At 43.1% G+C, this 16,869-nt stretch carries 17 protein-coding genes and 1 riboswitch; of the genes, 1 reads left to right on the top strand and 16 read right to left on the bottom strand.

The window, feature by feature from the left end:
• Positions 1-37: 37 nt before the first annotated feature.
• Positions 38-116: riboswitch (cyclic di-GMP riboswitch) on the bottom strand.
• Positions 117-264: 148 nt separating this feature from the next.
• From ispF to LIN78_RS08635, 3 genes are read right to left on the bottom strand one after another with little or no spacing between them, the layout of a single operon-like run.
• Positions 265-753, bottom strand: coding sequence for a 2-C-methyl-D-erythritol 2,4-cyclodiphosphate synthase (ispF, locus tag LIN78_RS08645; RefSeq protein WP_227180395.1), 489 nt, complete (start codon positions 751-753; stop codon positions 265-267).
• A 38-nt stretch (positions 754-791) separates the two neighbouring features.
• Complete coding sequence (locus LIN78_RS08640) at positions 792-1,169, bottom strand: response regulator (protein ID WP_227180394.1); 378 nt, start codon at positions 1,167-1,169, stop codon at positions 792-794.
• A 28-nt stretch (positions 1,170-1,197) separates the two neighbouring features.
• Complete coding sequence (locus LIN78_RS08635) at positions 1,198-1,683, bottom strand: low molecular weight protein-tyrosine-phosphatase (protein WP_227180393.1); 486 nt, start codon at positions 1,681-1,683, stop codon at positions 1,198-1,200.
• Positions 1,684-1,905: 222 nt separating this feature from the next.
• On the opposite strand from LIN78_RS08635, the gene guaB reads away from it, so the two are divergent.
• A complete protein-coding gene (gene guaB / locus LIN78_RS08630) occupies positions 1,906-3,366 on the top strand; it encodes an IMP dehydrogenase (RefSeq protein ID WP_227180392.1) in 1,461 nt (486 codons plus the stop codon).
• An 83-nt stretch (positions 3,367-3,449) separates the two neighbouring features.
• Here guaB and LIN78_RS08625 read toward each other — a convergent pair whose 3' ends face one another.
• The 13 genes from LIN78_RS08625 to rseP form a co-directional block, all read right to left on the bottom strand.
• A complete protein-coding gene (locus tag LIN78_RS08625; RefSeq protein ID WP_227180391.1) occupies positions 3,450-4,268 on the bottom strand; it encodes a TrmH family RNA methyltransferase in 819 nt (272 codons plus the stop codon).
• The gene (locus LIN78_RS08620; protein ID WP_227180390.1) at positions 4,268-5,722 is read right to left on the bottom strand and encodes an HDOD domain-containing protein; all 1,455 of its coding nucleotides are present in this window, start codon (positions 5,720-5,722) and stop codon (positions 4,268-4,270) included. The genes LIN78_RS08625 and LIN78_RS08620 overlap by 1 nt, the downstream gene beginning before the upstream one ends.
• Positions 5,694-6,539, bottom strand: a complete 846-nt coding sequence (locus LIN78_RS08615; protein WP_227180389.1) for a class I SAM-dependent methyltransferase — start codon at positions 6,537-6,539, stop codon at positions 5,694-5,696. Before LIN78_RS08615 ends, LIN78_RS08620 begins: the two co-directional genes overlap by 29 nt.
• The gene (gene motB, locus LIN78_RS08610; RefSeq protein ID WP_227180388.1) at positions 6,517-7,416 is read right to left on the bottom strand and encodes a flagellar motor protein MotB; all 900 of its coding nucleotides are present in this window, start codon (positions 7,414-7,416) and stop codon (positions 6,517-6,519) included. The genes LIN78_RS08615 and motB overlap by 23 nt, the downstream gene beginning before the upstream one ends.
• A gap of 45 nt (positions 7,417-7,461) precedes the next feature.
• Positions 7,462-8,316 (bottom strand): flagellar motor stator protein MotA, encoded by an 855-nt coding sequence (gene motA / locus LIN78_RS08605; RefSeq protein WP_227180387.1) that lies wholly within the window; start codon positions 8,314-8,316, stop codon positions 7,462-7,464.
• Between the two features lie 89 nt (positions 8,317-8,405).
• Positions 8,406-9,029, bottom strand: coding sequence for a ribonuclease HII (gene rnhB, locus LIN78_RS08600; protein WP_227180386.1), 624 nt, complete (start codon positions 9,027-9,029; stop codon positions 8,406-8,408).
• Positions 9,029-10,189, bottom strand: a complete 1,161-nt coding sequence (lpxB, locus tag LIN78_RS08595; RefSeq protein ID WP_227180385.1) for a lipid-A-disaccharide synthase — start codon at positions 10,187-10,189, stop codon at positions 9,029-9,031. The genes rnhB and lpxB overlap by 1 nt, the downstream gene beginning before the upstream one ends.
• A 74-nt stretch (positions 10,190-10,263) precedes the next feature.
• Positions 10,264-11,043 (bottom strand): acyl-ACP--UDP-N-acetylglucosamine O-acyltransferase, encoded by a 780-nt coding sequence (gene lpxA / locus LIN78_RS08590; RefSeq protein ID WP_227180384.1) that lies wholly within the window; start codon positions 11,041-11,043, stop codon positions 10,264-10,266.
• A gap of 18 nt (positions 11,044-11,061) precedes the next feature.
• Positions 11,062-11,511 (bottom strand): 3-hydroxyacyl-ACP dehydratase FabZ, encoded by a 450-nt coding sequence (fabZ, locus tag LIN78_RS08585; RefSeq protein WP_227180596.1) that lies wholly within the window; start codon positions 11,509-11,511, stop codon positions 11,062-11,064.
• An 11-nt stretch (positions 11,512-11,522) separates the two neighbouring features.
• Positions 11,523-12,539, bottom strand: a complete 1,017-nt coding sequence (gene lpxD, locus LIN78_RS08580) for a UDP-3-O-(3-hydroxymyristoyl)glucosamine N-acyltransferase (protein WP_227180383.1) — start codon at positions 12,537-12,539, stop codon at positions 11,523-11,525.
• 110 nt (positions 12,540-12,649) lie between these two features.
• Positions 12,650-13,156: an OmpH/Skp family outer membrane protein gene (locus LIN78_RS08575; RefSeq protein WP_227180382.1), complete on the bottom strand. Its 507-nt coding sequence runs from the start codon at positions 13,154-13,156 to the stop codon at positions 12,650-12,652.
• Between the two features lie 63 nt (positions 13,157-13,219).
• Complete coding sequence (gene bamA / locus LIN78_RS08570; RefSeq protein WP_227180381.1) at positions 13,220-15,490, bottom strand: outer membrane protein assembly factor BamA; 2,271 nt, start codon at positions 15,488-15,490, stop codon at positions 13,220-13,222.
• A complete protein-coding gene (gene rseP / locus LIN78_RS08565; RefSeq protein ID WP_227180380.1) occupies positions 15,487-16,839 on the bottom strand; it encodes an RIP metalloprotease RseP in 1,353 nt (450 codons plus the stop codon). Before rseP ends, bamA begins: the two co-directional genes overlap by 4 nt.
• Between the last annotated feature and the right edge of the window lie 30 nt (positions 16,840-16,869).

The raw sequence follows: 16,869 nt of genomic DNA, 5'->3' as shown, positions 1-16,869 counted from the left end.
TAACAATATCTATGTGATGGCAAAATCACGATCGAGATGAGGCGGCCCCGCTATCTGCTAATAACAGACCGGAAACTTTGCGTCCCCGCCTCGCGACGGGTTTGCCATTTTCACACCTTGAGAAGGCGTTTTACTTAGTGTTTAAGTTAGTATGTAATTGACTTCCCCTAAACAGAGGAAGTTCGCACAGTAACAATTTACGCTTTTCGACACAGAAAATAAAGCATTGTCATACCAAAACCGATAAACGGCATCAAAAGTTATTTATTCGGACCACAACAAACACACAGCATCCGCAGCAATGCCCTCACCTCGCCCAGTAAACCCCAAACGCTCTGTTGTTTTTGCCTTAATGTTGACGCATTTAGTATCAATACCTAAATCAAAAGCAATTAACTCCTCCATACCTGGAATATGCGGAGCCATCTTCGGTGCTTGAGCAATAATGGTGGCATCCACGTTTGCAATTTTCCACCCACCAGCATGAAGCAAGCCCACCACATGGCGTAACAATACTCGGCTGTCTGCACCAAGGTATGCCACATCATTATCTGGGAAATGTTGCCCAATATCCCCTAACCCAGCGGCACCTAGTAAGGCATCAGTAATTGCATGAAGCAATACATCGGCATCTGAGTGTCCTGCCAACCCTTTTTCATAAGAAATAGTAACGCCACCAATAATCAATGGTCGATCGACAACAAGTGCGTGTACATCAAACCCTTGTCCAACTCTAAATGGACATAACTTCATAATTTACCTTTCGATCAACGGTTTTGGTTTGCATAGGCTTATTTGCCTGAAATGGCAAAAGAAACCGCTGACAATAATTTATTTGCACTGATTGGCTTAACAACAAAGCCACTTGCACCGGCACTCAATGCGCCTTTTACTTTATCCAAGGTGGCTTCACCACTCACCATGATCACTTTTGGCGCATTCGGTTTAGCCAATAGCTCCGGCAATAGAGACATCCCATCCATACCCGGCAAGTTAATATCCAACAACACTAGATCTGTAGGCGTCGCATCAAAGACTTTCAAACCAGACTCAGCAGAAGGCGCATCCCCCACAACGGTATAACCCTCTTGGCGTAAGACACTACCAATTAGCGACCTCAACACCGCATCATCATCAATAATTAAAATGGTTACATTTTGTGGACTCATCGCAACCCTTTCATACTAAGATACGGATTCAATCTTGCTTTTTTCGCAATTGTAATTGAATTTGCTGCAACAATCCCTCAGAGGCATCTTCAATTCGATTTAAAACATCTTCAAATCCAGCCCCGCCACCATAGTAGGGATCTGGCACTTCTTGCCCAGAATATGCGCGACTAAAGTTTAAAAACAATTCCGCTTTGTCGCCCAAATTTAAGCCTATTATTTGTTTAATATCTCGTAAATTGCGCTGATCCATCGCTAAAACATAGTCGAATTCCAAGAAGTCGTGATCGGTCAGTTTTCGCGCACGGATATCCGACAAATCAAACCCACGTCGTGAAGCGGCCGCAACTGAACGTGTATCTGGCGACTCACCAACGTGATAAGCATGCGTACCTGCCGAGTCAATCAAAACTAGATCCGATAGACCCGCTTGCTTTACTTTGGCGCGAAAAACACCCTCAGCCGTAGGACTACGGCAAATATTTCCCATACAGACAAATAACACCTTGACCATTTAGTGCGCTCACCCTCGTTATTGTTTTTTGCCAAATACAATCGCAAATCTCATGGAAGATAGTTTCTCTTCTGGCTAAATTTATTTTAAGTATATGCAATTGCTAAAGAAAAGCGTGACTTTTACTACTTAACATACATTATCTAACATGAAACAAGATTTCCCTCTTTACCGCAAGTGGCTGTTTTCGCTATAATTTTGCTTTGCCGGAAGGAATCACACATGCGCGTCATCCGACAAGCCCTCACATTTGACGATGTTTTACTCGTTCCAGCCCACTCCAGCGTTCTACCTCGCGATGTTTCACTGTCTACTAGACTAACTCGCCAGATCACTTTGAATATTCCACTTTTGTCTGCTGCAATGGATACAGTGACAGAAGCTCGTCTAGCGATTGCGCTAGCCCAAGAAGGCGGCATTGGTATTGTTCATAAGAACATGACAGCTGAAAAGCAAGCGAAAGAAGTGTCAAAAGTAAAACGTCACGAAAGTGGCGTGGTAAAAGATCCAATCACCATCTCTTCTGCGTTAACCATCCGTGACGTAGTACAACTAACCAGACAACACCGTATTTCTGGTTTACCTGTTGTAGATAGTGGCAAAGTTGTTGGCATTGTAACAAACCGCGACTTACGGTTTGAAAGCCGCCTAGATGCACCGGTCACAAGTATCATGACACCACGTGACAGACTAGTCACCGTAAAAGAAGGCGCTAGTCGCGAAGAAGCAATGGCATTAATGCACGAACACCGCATTGAGCGTGTGCTTGTAGTGAATGATGCTTTTGAGTTACGCGGTCTAATCACTGTAAAAGATATCCTGAAATCTAGCGAACACCCATTAGCTTGCAAAGATGATCAAGGTCGTTTACTAGTTGGTGCGGCGGTTGGCGTTGGTGAAGGCACAGAAGAACGTGTAACACTACTAGCGGAAGCGGGTGTTGACGTTATCGTGGTAGACACTGCTCATGGTCATTCTGAAGGCGTTCTAAAGCGCGTGGAATGGGTGAAGAAAAACTTCCCATATGTTCAAGTAATTGGCGGCAACATTGCAACAGGTGCTGCGGCTCGCGCACTTGCAGACCATGGTGCTGATGCTGTTAAGGTCGGTATCGGCCCAGGCTCAATTTGTACAACTCGCATTGTTGCGGGTGTTGGCGTACCACAAATTACAGCAATTGATGATGTAGCAACTGCATTGCTAAACACCGGTGTACCTCTCATTGCTGACGGTGGTATTCGTTTCTCTGGCGATATTTCTAAAGCTATTGCCGCAGGCGCTGATTGCGTGATGCTTGGTGGACTATTTGCAGGTACAGAAGAAGCACCAGGCGAAACAGAACTATTCCAAGGGCGCTCTTACAAGTCTTATCGTGGGATGGGTTCTTTAGGCGCGATGCAGCAAGGCTCAAGTGATCGTTACTTCCAAGACAATGAAGGTAATGCAGAAAAGCTAGTACCTGAAGGTATTGAAGGACGCGTTCCTTACAAAGGAACAATCACTGCAGTGATTCATCAATTGATGGGCGGCCTGCGCTCAAGCATGGGCTACCTAGGCTGCGCAACCATTGCTGATGTGAAAGAAAAAGCAGAGTTTGTACAAATTACCTCTGCTGGTGTTCGTGAAAGCCACGTTCATGACGTACAAATCACGAAAGAAGCACCAAACTATCGCATGGAATAAACCAACGTAGATAGATAAATAGTGCGACCAAAGAAAAAGCCCAATTCAAAATTGGGCTTTTTCTTTGGTATTCATCCTGCATTCTAATTTGCTTTTGTACGCTGCCTTAATTGTTCAAACATACACACCGCTGCAGCCGCCCCAACATTTAAAGACTCTGTCATTCCAATCATTGGAATCAATACAGGGGTTTCGCACACACGTTCCACCTCTTCAGAAACACCTGCACCCTCACTACCAAATACCCATGCAACAGGGCCTGTTAAATCAACGTCAAACAGAGAAGAGCGTGCCTGCAAAGAAGTAACAACCCGCTTCACGCCATGTTCTAACGTTCGCAACCAGTTCGCCACATCAGACACCATATGAATTGAAAGCGAAAAATGCGCTCCCATACCCGCACGCAACACTTTAGGGGACCACGCATCAGCACATGCAGTAGACAAAACAACCTGAGAAACCCCCGCCGCCGCCGCTGTTCGAAGAATAGACCCCACGTTACCCGGATCTTGCACCCCATCCAACACTAGATAGTCCTGTTTATCGTTGGCATGTAATGGCAATTCCTGTGGAAGTGGCAGCGTTGCCATAATGCCCGTTTGGCTAGAAAGCTCGGTCAACTGGCTAAAAAGCACATCACTGAATAGGGTGATTCGAGGCCGCTCTAAATCAGATAAAAAATCCAAAATTTCCTGATTACTCAACCCGCTTTCACTGAGATAAATATCTACTGGCAGTTGTTGCTGTTGTTTCGCACTGGTTAATAAGTGCATCCCGTCTAATACAATTAGCCCTGTTTGCTTCCGCTCTCTCTTACTTGAAATTAATTTACCTAATTGCTTAAAGCGAGGATTTGCAGATGAGTTTATCACCTGCAGTTGTGTTAATTGTTCAATCATCATTAGTGAGGCTTAGTAGAGTGCTCAAGCGCGGTTAATGCAGCTTGAGATAATTGCTTAAAAGCTTGATAGCTTGGTTCATCTAGATGCGGACGATGGGAACCACCATCAGCATATAAAACCCCGAGCGGATGCCCATGAACCCAAATAGACATCGCAAACCAATCTCTATTCTGTTCATCAGCAAATGCAGCAGGCAAAAACTTAGACAGATTTGATCTATTATGGTTACCAAACCATAATCCCTGCGTCTTCATTGCCAGCTTAGTGAGAACATGGGGCGTATCTAGCGAGAGCTCGGTCGAATGCAGAGGATGATCATCAGGCAAACCAACAATGAATCGAGGCTTTAATACCTTACTACCTTTTGGCTGCACCAGCAGGGCAACACGATCCAATCCAATGCCCAACCGCACACCCCGAAATAAAATGGTCATGACCTGCCCAACATCTAATTCGGAGGCACTTTGCTCTAATTGGGTAATGGTCTTTTCAACAACCTTTACATCAGGCCAAGCATGTTTAGGCGCAGCCACTTTAGGCAAGGGCCAGTCACCAGGCAACATAGGCAGCCACATCGCAGGATGACTTAACCCATTCCAAGCCCCTTGCCTTGCCAATCGAAGCGTTACTTGCGTTAACCGATGCCAAATGACATCAACGGGTTTCATCAAAGCAGCACCGAATGCAGCCAATGATTGCTGAAGTGCCGGTGTCCAAGTGCCATGCCATGCCGCATGTGCCCACTCAACAGCAAAAAGCACGGTACGTGTCCGGGGATGTTCAACAAGAGATGCATCCATCATGTCGTGAAACATACTTGGCATTCCATATTGAGACATAAGCGCATGCCTCATCTCTGCATAGCTACAGCCGAAACGGGAGCGCTGTAGCGACTCTTCTTGCCAAATTCGATTACTGAGAGAAAACTCTTTTAATTCACCTAGCTTATCCGGATGCGATAGTAGCAGTAGTGGCTCAATGATATCGTGCAGCATTGCGGCAACACTCACTTCTTCTGCTTTACTATCATTTCTGAGGTTTGCTAACTCCAATGCAATTAGACCGGCAAATTCGCAAATAGCGATACGCTCACGAATTTGTCCCAATCTGACCGGCTCTTTTTCCAATAGTTTTTCAACAGGCATTCTTCTGCCAAAACGCTCAAAAAACTGATCGAAGCCCATCAACATAATGGCATGTTCAATTGTTGTTACGTCACTCGCAAAATTTCCTCGTGGCGAACTATTAACAAATCCAATCAATTGCATTGAGATAAATGGATCATGCTCAATGATTGCAGCCAACTTTCCTGTCGTCATTGAAGTTTGTGTTTTGGCGGAGCGTAGTTGCTCAAGCGTTGTCAATCTTGCAGGCCAAGGAATTTTCTGCCAACTTTTGACGAAATTCGCTGCAACGGGGGAAACTTCAGAACTTATCTTGACGTCTGTTGCCATGAATATGGTCCTTATAACTTCCCATTTTCCACATTAATAATTTATTCTGGCGTCCACCTGCAATAGAGAACTCTTGGGTAGCTGTTACACCAGGCACCTCAAAACTATTGCTAATCAATATTGAATTTGCATGCATCTCAGTAAGCGCCTTTTTCCAAATCGCCTCCATTACTAATGGTGACTGAAATACATAAATCACATCGTAACATGACCAATCAGTCATCATAAAGTCTTGGTTAAGAATTCTGATATTCGGTTGTTTAGCAAATCTGCAGTAGGATATCCACCTTGGAATCCATGCCAACTCATACCCATCTATCATTGCCTCTGGGTTTGCCAAGCACATCGCCTCCACTACAGACCCGGTGCCCGAACCTAGTTCAGCAATCTTTACTTTACCTTGTGGGATCAAACTAGCTAGTTGACTTAACATACCGCGGCTAGTCAAAAATAAAGGGACTCGCCCCCGCCATGCCTGTCCCATAAGTAATGTTAGTACAGATAAGCAAAAGAAGGAAAATAAAGCAAGCAAAGGCCATTGTTTGCCAATTAAGTAGGTAGGATAAAATAGAATCGCAATAGTTAGCCAGACGCGATTAGGTAAGAAAAACCTGCCAAGAATAAGAGAGATACAAACATAAAAGAGAGACAAAAACCAAGGTTGCCACTCTTTAATTGCAAAAGACGTTAATAGAAAGCCGGCAAAAAATAGACTTACAACAACAAGTATTGAGAATCTGAGCCCCAATAGAAGAAAGCGCTGTCTCGCAGCGCTTTCATTATCAGTACTTGCTTTACTGACTCGCTGCTTGCTCAACCAGCGCATCTCCGGCAGGGTCTGATTTGCCGCTATTCTTAATAATTGATGCAGCCGTATCTTCGTTTAGAACAATAATACTAATGCGGCGATTAATCGGCGCATCAGGATTTTGCTCATCTAAAGGAACTGCAGGACCCAAGCCCACAACACGTAAAATTTTACCTTCTTGCAAACCACCCGCGATCATCTCTCGCCTCGATGCATTTGCACGATCTGCTGATAGTTCCCAGTTGCTGTAACCCTTATCTCCACTCGTATAGGCCAAAGAGTCCGTATGGCCAGATAAACTAACCTTATTCGGAACCTCATTGAGCAACTTGCCCAGATCATGTAAAAGTTGTACCGAGTAGTCCTGTAATTTTGCACTGCCCGTTCCAAACATTGGCCTACTTTGCTCATCCACCAATTGAATACGTAAACCCTCAGGGGTCATATCAATGAGTAACTGATTTTTAAACTGGGCCATATCTGGGTTTTTCTGAATAGCCTCTTCAATGCTTTCGCGGATTTTCTCAAAGTTAAGTTTTTCAGCGGCCTGCTTTATTTTCTTTTCTGAGTCATTGGCTGTATTTTGCCCGCGCGCAACTTCCCCTGAAATCTTTTGAAGATCTTGTCCACCACCAGGAATAATACTGGAGGCATTACCTGTACTATCACCACCTTGCAAGGCGACCTTCAAAGGCGTATTGAAATAATCAGAAATACCAGAAAGCTTACCCTTTGAGACAGAACCAAGCAGCCACATTAATAAGAAAAAAGCCATCATCGCAGTAACAAAGTCTGCATATGCAATTTTCCAAGCGCCACCATGATGGCCGCCATGACCTTTATTAATTTTTTTTACGACAATGGGCCGTTGGGAATCATCACTCATATCGCTGCTCGTAAATTATGTTCAATCGCAAGACATGTAGAATGTTTATTTCTTCTGCTTCACAAACTCTTCGAGTTCTTTAAAGCTTGGACGCTCGGTTGAGTACAAAGCCTTACGCCCGAACTCAACGGCCACTTGGGGTGCATAGCCATTTAAACTTGCAAGGAGCGTTACTTTGACGGTTTGGTAAACCTTGGTGGATTCATCTGCCTTGAACTCCAAAATAGTTGCTAACGGACCAACCATTCCATATGCCAAAAGAATACCCAAAAACGTTCCAACGAGTGCTGCACCAATTAAACCGCCGAGTTCTGTCGGTGGCAAGTGCAGAGAACCCATCGTATGCACAACCCCCATCACCGCAGCCACAATACCAAATGCAGGCAGCGCATCACCAAGCTTTGCAACCGCTCCCGCAGGAATCGCCCCTTCATGATGGTGCGTTTCAATCTCAATATCCATCAAGTTTTCAATTTCAAACGCATTTAAGTTACCACCCACCATTAATCGCAGATAGTCGGTCACAAAATCAATTAAGTGGTGATCATGAACAATTTTTGGATACTTACTAAAGATAGGGCTTTTTTCAGGATCTTCCACATCCGCTTCAATAGACATTAAGCCTTCTTTACGGACTTTAGAAAGTATCTCAAATAGCATGGCAAACAAATCAAGGTAAAATGCTTTACTAAATGCACTACCTTTAAACACAGTGGGAAACGCTTTCAAGGTTGCCTTAAGTGGCTTACCACCATAGCCAACAATCATAGCGCCAATCGCACCACCAAAAATCATCACAATTTCACTTGGCTGCCACAAACCGCCTAGATGCCCACCATGTGAGGCATAGGCACCAAAGATGGTGGCAAACATAAATACATATCCGATGATAACAAACATCGCTTCATTTCCTTGCTATTTCAGGTAGCTCGCATAGGATTATGCCATGACAAAAGCGCACACCAATACTTTATTAAAGCGTGAAGATGCTAAAAATCAAAGAAATCTTGAGTTTTTTTTACAGAAACCAACAATTCCCGTACAGGTTTAAATGAACGACGGTGTTCATCTAATACGCCATACGCTTTTATTGCGGCCAAATGTTTTTCGGTTGGATATCCCTTGTGTGCATCAAAACCATATTGCGGATACTTTTGATGCAACTCCAGCAAGACTTGATCTCGAGCCGTTTTGGCTAAAATAGATGCGGCGGAAATTGCAGGAACCAGCGCATCCCCTTTCACTATCGCTTTAGCAGGAATCAGTATTTTAGGACAGCGATTTCCATCTATTAATGCAAGTTGCGGCTGAATTTGTAAACCGTGCACGGCCCTAGCCATCGCAAGCATAGATGCATGTAAAATATTTAATTGGTCAATCTCATCTACAGTTGCAAACGCAATACACCAAGCTTTAGACTTTTCTTTAATTTCTGCTGCTAAATAATTTCTTTTTTGTTCTGACAACTTCTTAGAATCAGCTAATCCGGCGATCTCTTGTTCAGGATCTAAAATCACAGCAGCTGCGTAGACAGGGCCAGCCAATGGCCCTCGTCCCGCCTCATCAACTCCACAACACAGATCGGGCAATTCAAGAGAATCAACATATGCCATTAGCGGTTAATTCCCATGACTTGCAATACTGCTTCTGCAGCCTTTTGTGCTGTATTTTGTTTTAACAATAAATGTAAATTGGTAAAACGCTCTTTGAGAGAAACTTGCAAATCTTTGTTGCGGAAACTTTCCAAAAGGGCAACGGATAAAGATTGCGGCGTTGCCTTCTTTTGCATAATTTCTGGCACAACAAACTCTTTACTTAGAATATTTGGTAGCCCAACATAAGGTAAGTACATTTTGCGAGTCATTAACCACCAAGTAATCGGCGACATTTTGTAGGTAATAACCATTGGACGCTTCATCAATGCAGCCTCTAATGTGGCGGTACCGCTTGCCACCAAAACAACATCCGCAGCGGCCATCGCTTCAGGTGCATGCCCATACATCAAATTCATCTCAAAAGCAGAACAATCCTCTTTAAAACAAGCTTTCTCGAAGATTTCTCTCGTCTCTCGCGTCATTAAGGGGACTAAAAATAATGCGTCTGGTACTTGTTCCGCAATCAGCTTTGCGGTCTTAACAAATAAACTCGCATGCTGTTTTAACTCGCTTTGGCGACTGCCCGGCAACATTGCAAAGACAGGTCGAGACATGCCAATCTTCATTTGTTCACGAATATCCGCTTTTGGCGGGTCAATTGGAAAAACATCAGCCAATGGATGCCCAACATACGTGACAGGGATTTGCTCAGCTTTGTATAGCTCAGGCTCAAATGGAAATAATGCCAAGATATGATTAACGGCACGCTTAATTTTGTGGATTCGCTTTGCCTTCCAAGCCCAAATGGAAGGACTAACGTAGTGAATCGTTTTAATCCCCCGCCGCTTTAAATCAATTTCCAAATCTAAATTAAAGCCTGGTGCATCAATACCAATGAACACATCTGGTGCATCGGCAAGCAACCTTGCCTTTAGTTGTTTTCGTATACCGACAATTTCTCGGTAGTGCTTGAGCACCTCAACATACCCCATCACCGCCAATTTTTCTTGCGGCCACCAGGACGTCATACCTTCTTTTATCATTTTTGGTCCGCCAATCCCGACAAAGCGAGCATTTGGCAAATGCTTTTTTAATGCACTGACCAAATGGGCACCCAATGTATCACCAGAAGCCTCCCCGGCCACTAGTGCAATGGTAAAAGGTCGTGAGTCGACCATTTACCCCTCCCTATAAAAATTTAGTTATTCTTCATTCGTTGATGAAGATTATTAAGATAATTAGCTGCGTTAATTTACCGAACAATCCCACGAGTGGAATCATTCAAAGATGACATCAGCAACTCAAGTACTGGCGTTGTCATCGATAATTGTGCGATTTCATCTTTTGCTTGCGCCAGTGTATTGCCATTACGGTAAATCGTTTTATAAGCGCGCTTAATTGCCATTACCTCTTCCGAAGTAAAGCCACGGCGCTTTAAACCTTCGCTATTAATGCCATGCGCGGCCGATGGATTTCCAGTCACCATCACGTATGCAGGCACATCTTGAAATAAGATTGTTCCCATTCCTGTCATACTATGCGCACCAATATGTACAAACTGATGCACAACTGTAAATCCACCAAGGATAGCCCAATCACCAACGTGCACATGTCCAGCAAGTTGTGCGTTGTTGGCAAAAATTGTCCGATCACCAATCACACAATCATGTGCAACATGCACATAGGCCATGATCCAATTATGGTTGCCGACTTTGGTTAACCCGCCATCTTGAGATGTACCTGTATTAAACGTGCAAAACTCTCGCACCGTATTATCGTCACCAATAACAAGCTTTGTCGGTTCACCAGCATATTTTTTATCTTGGGGGTGTGCGCCAATTGAACTGAATTGATAAAACTTATTTCTATCACCAATTGTTGTATAGCCCTCAATCACAACATGAGGGCCGACCCAGCAATCATCACCAATGACAACATTGGGGCCAACAATCGAATACGGGCCTATTTCAACATTGGCACCTAATTGCGCTTTTGGGTCAACAATGGCTGTCGGATGGATATTTACTGTCATGTAACCTTATCCCCTGAGTTAGGATGGATTGCTTTCTAACTGTCTTACCGCACAAGTTAAATCTGCTTCTGTAACGATCTGCCCATCCACTCTTGCTTCTGCTTTAAACTTCCAAATACCGCGTTTCTGAGCAACAATTTCTACACATAGATGAAGTTGATCTCCGGCACTTACAGGGCGCTTAAAGCGAGCACCATCAATACCAGCAAAGTAATACACAGAATTGTCGTCTGGTAGTGTGCCCATTGTTTTAAAAGATAAAATGGCCGCCGCTTGCGCTAACGCCTCTAAAATTAAAACACCAGGCATCACTGGATGATGAGGAAAATGGCCAGGGAAGAACGGCTCATTAATCGTTACATTTTTAAGGGCGACAATATTTTTTCCTGGCTCAACTTCCAGCACTCGGTCAACCAATAAGAATGGATAACGATGAGGAAGATGTTTTAAGATTTGATGAATATCCATTACTGACATAATTATGACTTTTCCTGCTTAATCAATTTTTCTACTACAGCGACTCGATCGGCTAATCGACCCAACTGCCTAATTTGCACCGCATGCTTGATAGACACATCGTGTTCATCAAATGGGAAAATACCCGTGTATGTGCCAGGTTTTTTAATACTTTTAGTAATCAGTGTACCAGCGGAGATATTAACCCGATCGGCAATGGATAAATGTCCAAGCACAATCGCGCCGCCCCCGATCGTACAATATTTACCAATTTTCGCACTTCCTGCTATACCGACACAACCTGCAATTGCGGTATGAGCACCAATTACAACATTATGCGCAACCTGAATCTGATTATCTAACTTTACACCATCCTCTATCACCGTATCGGCCATCGCACCACGATCAATTGTTGAATTTGCTCCGATCTCGACATCATTGCCAATAATCACACGCCCTATTTGAGGAATCTTTACCCACCGGCCCTGGTCATTTGCAATACCAAAACCATCGGAACCAATCACCACACCGGAATGCACAATGACACGCTCACCAATTTGGCAGCCTTCATATATGGTGACATTAGGCTTAATTCTTGTTTGCTGTTGAACAACTACATTGGCTCCAACGTGACAATGACTCGCAACCACAACCCCAGCTGCGATAACAGCACCATCCTCAATCGAAGTAAATGCACCAATTTCAGCAAGAGGGCTCACTTTGGCTGTAGAAGCAATATACGCGGTTGGATGAATACCAGGCTTAACTTCAGGAATAGGGTTTAACAGTGTGGAGACTTTTGCAAAATACAGGTAAGGATTAGCACTAATAATCCTTGGACCGGCATAATCCACGTCCACATTTTCAGGCAAAATAACTGCAGCTGCTTTTGTAGTACTAACTTGGGAGGTGTACTTGCGATTGGACAAGAAGGCAATTTGCCCAACAGTGGCAATATCTAATGGCGCGACTTGAATAACATCGACATCCTCACCAGCTAGCTGCCCACCTAATTGTCGAACAATTTCAGAAAGCTTCATGCATATCCTTCTCTTGCAGAAAGCAACAATGCCCCTAAGGGGGCATTGCGCTTCAAATCTTGAAATAAATATTTGCCAGCACCATATATTCATACAGTACTGAACAAGGATTATTTATCTCCCATTAGCTTCAAGATTTTATCTGTTACATCCACTCGCGGGCTGACATAAGCAAGATCTTGACCTTGCAATATCAAATCGAACTTTTCAGTTTCAGCCAATTGACGCACAGCTCGGATAGCTACTTCTTGTAACTTTGCCATCTCTTCGCCTTGACGTGTATTCAGATCTTCACGAAACTCGCGCTCGGCTCGTTGATAACGTGTATTCAAATCACGAATCTGACCTTGCTTCTTCGTTTTATCTGCATCCGATAAAGTCGCATCATTCTTTTCTAGATCTGCCTGCAAATCCTTTAGCTGCTGACGCAGTTGCTGTAAAGATGCATCCTTTTTAGAAAACTCATCCTGAAGCTTCTTATTAATTTTTTGAGCTGGCGAAGACTGTTGAAACAAGCGGTCAGTATTAACAACGCCAATTTTTAGCTCAGCAGCAGTCACTTGTAAAGACAACAAACCAGCCGCAACTACACCAAGGAATTTCGCAAACTTACTCAATTTTATTTCTCCAAAAATTCTTATTAAGCTTTAACTATTATGATTCTTTTGACTTAACTAATCTTAGAAAGTTGTTCCCATTTGGAACTGGAATCTTTCTTTTTTATCACCCGACTTTGTACCGAACGGTTGCGCAACACTAAACTTCAATGGCCCAAGAGGGGATTGCCACGATAAAGCGACACCTGTTGAGTACCTTAGCTCGCCAAGTTTTATTTTGTCATCAAAGACATTACCTGCATCCACAAATGCACTCAAGCGCAAAGTTCTATCATGTTTCATACCTGGAAACGGGAAAAACACTTCCGCATTAAACACAACTCGTTTAGTACCACCAGTTGCGGCATCTGTCGAATCACGAGGCCCTAAACTACTATCCTGATAACCTCTAACAGACCCAATCCCACCCGCAAAGTAATTTCTGAAAAATGGAAGTTTCTCCCCTCCAATCCCACCGCCCATAGCAAACTCACCGTTCACCATGAACGTCACATCTCTACTTACGGGATAGAAATGCTGATACTGATAGCCAGCTTTATAATATTTAATTTTTCCAATTGCCAACTCCCCAGATGCCAGCTGATATGTTCCTTGATTTGGTGACGTTGCGCTATCTCTTGAATCACTAGACCAGCTCACTGTATTTGACAGCACAGTGAGACTATTTCCATGCTTATTAATGAAATCAATGGCCAATGGTGATCCGGATGACATATCTGTATTAATAGTCGTTTTGTCTACAGTTGCGCCATAATTAATGGTATCAGTCTCTGTAATTGGAACTCCAAAACTAATACCAGCACCGACACTTGAAGAGTAGTATTTACCAGTATCTAATGTATCTGGCTTATTTTTCTTATAATATAATTGATACCCTAAACTTACACCATCCTTTGTAAAATAGGGGTCTGTAAAGCTCAAGGCATAAGTTCGATACGTCTTGCTCGTATCTAAAGTTAAAGTCAAATTCTTGCCTGTACCAAAAATATTGGTCTGAGTGAGAGATGCACCCAACAACAACCCTTCACCCTGCCCATAACCAACACTTAGTGATATATTATTGTTAGGTTTTTCAGTTACACCCATGTTTACATCAACCTGATCGGTTGACCCTGGTACGGCAGGGGTTTCTACTGTCACATCAGAAAAGTACCCCAACAAATCTACTCTTTCACGAGAGCGCTTAATTTTTTCTCCATCATACCAAGCGCCTTCTACTTGACGCATTTCACGGCGAATTACTTCGTCCTTGGTTTTGGTATTGCCAGAGATATTAATTCGCCTTACATAAACACGACGACCGGGATCTATATAAAAGGTGAAAGATACGGTCTGCTTGTCTTTATCCAACACAGGTACTGCATTCACATTCGCAAATGCATAACCGTCTTTACCTAATCGATCAGAAATAGCGGTCGTTGTATCAACAATTTTCTGTCTTGAGTATAAATCTCCAGAATTAATTTTTAGAAGTGCTTTTAACTCATCTTCTGGCACCAATAAATCACCTGCAAACTTAATATCTGAAACAGTATACTTTTTACCTTCATTAATATTTAAGGCAATAAAAACATCTTCTCTATTTGGAGACACGTTCAACTGTGTCGACTCTACAGAGAACTCAAGATAGCCTTGGTTTTGATAAAACGATTTAATTGACTCAATGTCTGCTTCTAGTTTTTGCTTGGAATATTGGTCATTTTTAGATAGCCAAGTCATCCATGTACCAGTAGATAGTTGCATCTGGTCAATGACTTCTTCTTCTGAAAAGTCTTTTGCACCGACGACAGTAATATCTTTAATCTTGGCAACGACGCCTTCAGAAATATCAAAACTAATAGATACCCGATTACGCTCCATTGGCGATACAGTCGTTTTAATATCGGCACTATATTTGCCTTTATTAGTATATTGGCGCTTTAGTTCTTGTACTGCTTGATCTACTAGCGACTTATCGTAAATCTGCGCTTCTGCTAAGCCAGCCTCTTTCATCGCCTTTTTCAACTGATCAGCTGAAAACTCTTTGGCGCCATTAATTTTAATTTCGCCAACAGAAGGACGCTCAACCACTTGCACAATTAGCACATTATCTGCGGTTTCCAGACGAACATCTTTAAAGAAACCTGTGCCATAAAGTGCTTTAATCGTTTGAGCCGTTTTTTCATCGTCAAACGTTTCACCAACCTTCACTGGCATGTAGCTAAAGATAGTCCCAGGCTCAGTACGCTGAAGCCCTTCTATTCGAATATCTTTAATGACAAAAGGCTCGGCTGCCCAAACAGAGGTTGAAAACAGCGCAGCGAGGACAAGAGAAATAGTTTTTTGTTTGATCATGCGTTCAAAAACAAGCGTTGAATATCGTTATAGAGTGCAAAGGTCATTAAAGTTAACAACAAAGCACCACCAATATACTGCCCAATTTCTTGAGTACGAATAGAAACAGGACTTCCTTTTACAACTTCTGCCACATAATACATGAAATGCCCACCGTCCAATACAGGAACAGGCAAAAGGTTGAGCACACCTAAACCAATGCTAACAAAGCATAGAAACTCAACAAACGGGATAATACCGTAAGAAGCGGCTTCCCCGGCAACCTTTGCAATCGTTAAGGTACCACCAAGATTATCTAAAGAGGCGGTCCCTGTTAACATTTTCCACATCATGACGATGCTTAGCTTTGACAACCGCCAAGTTTTATCTAGAGATTGCAAAACCGCATCCACAGGACCATATTTTACAATCATTTGCTTGGCACGCAGTGAGTCGGTATTCAGCGTTGGAGACACTCCAAGTCTTCCTACTTGCGAGCCTTCCTTACCAACAGAAGCAGGGATAACCGTGATTTCTCGTTCAGTATTTTGATTTTTGACAGTAAACAGCAGGGTACGGCCGGGCGAATTTCTAACCTGATTAATCAGATCACTTCCTGATGCAATAGTCGCATGGTTAATGGCAACGATTTCGTCCCCTACTTTTAACCCTGCCTTCTCTGCAACTCCCCCAGGCAAAAGCACATCAATTGTTCTAAAAAAGTTTAAAGGACTAAAACCCATTCGTTCAAAGAAACGATCATCTAATGTTCCTGCTGAAGCACCAGAAAGCTTTAACACTCGGTTTACTTTAATTCCTGAAGCGTCAACAACTTCAATATTGATATCTTGCCCAGCTACTGTATGATCTAAAATCGCAGATCGAAATGACTCCCAACCGTTAATCTCTTCATTTTCTACTTTTTGAATCTGATCTCCAGACTTAAACCCTGCTTCACTTGCGATTGTTCCTAATGGCACATCGCCCAATTTTGCAGACAAGTCATTCACACCGGACATCATTACAAAAGAATAAAGCACAATTGCGAGTAAGAAGTTTGCAGCAGGTCCGGCCAACACAACCTTCATCCTGACCCACACAGATTGACGATTGAAAGCGCGATGTACCTCATGAGCAGAGACAGGCGCCTCTCTCTCATCCAGCATCTTCACATACCCCCCTAATGGCAGCATGCAAAGTGCAAACTCCGTTTTATCAGCACCAATCTCTTTTCGCCACAGTGGTTTTCCAAACCCGATGGCAAATCTTAATACTTTAATACCATTTCTTTTAGCGATCCAAAAGTGTCCAAACTCATGCACTGCAATCAGAATTGATAGCGTAAAAATAAAAGCCAGCACTGTCGTCATTAACGTTCTATCTCTCTATTGTCTGTTCAA

The organism is Leeia speluncae (genome assembly GCF_020564625.1).
GTDB lineage: Bacteria > Pseudomonadota > Gammaproteobacteria > Burkholderiales > Leeiaceae > Leeia > Leeia speluncae.
The sequence above is the reverse complement of the archived record's forward strand: the minus strand, read 5'-3'. Positions and strand labels throughout refer to the sequence as shown.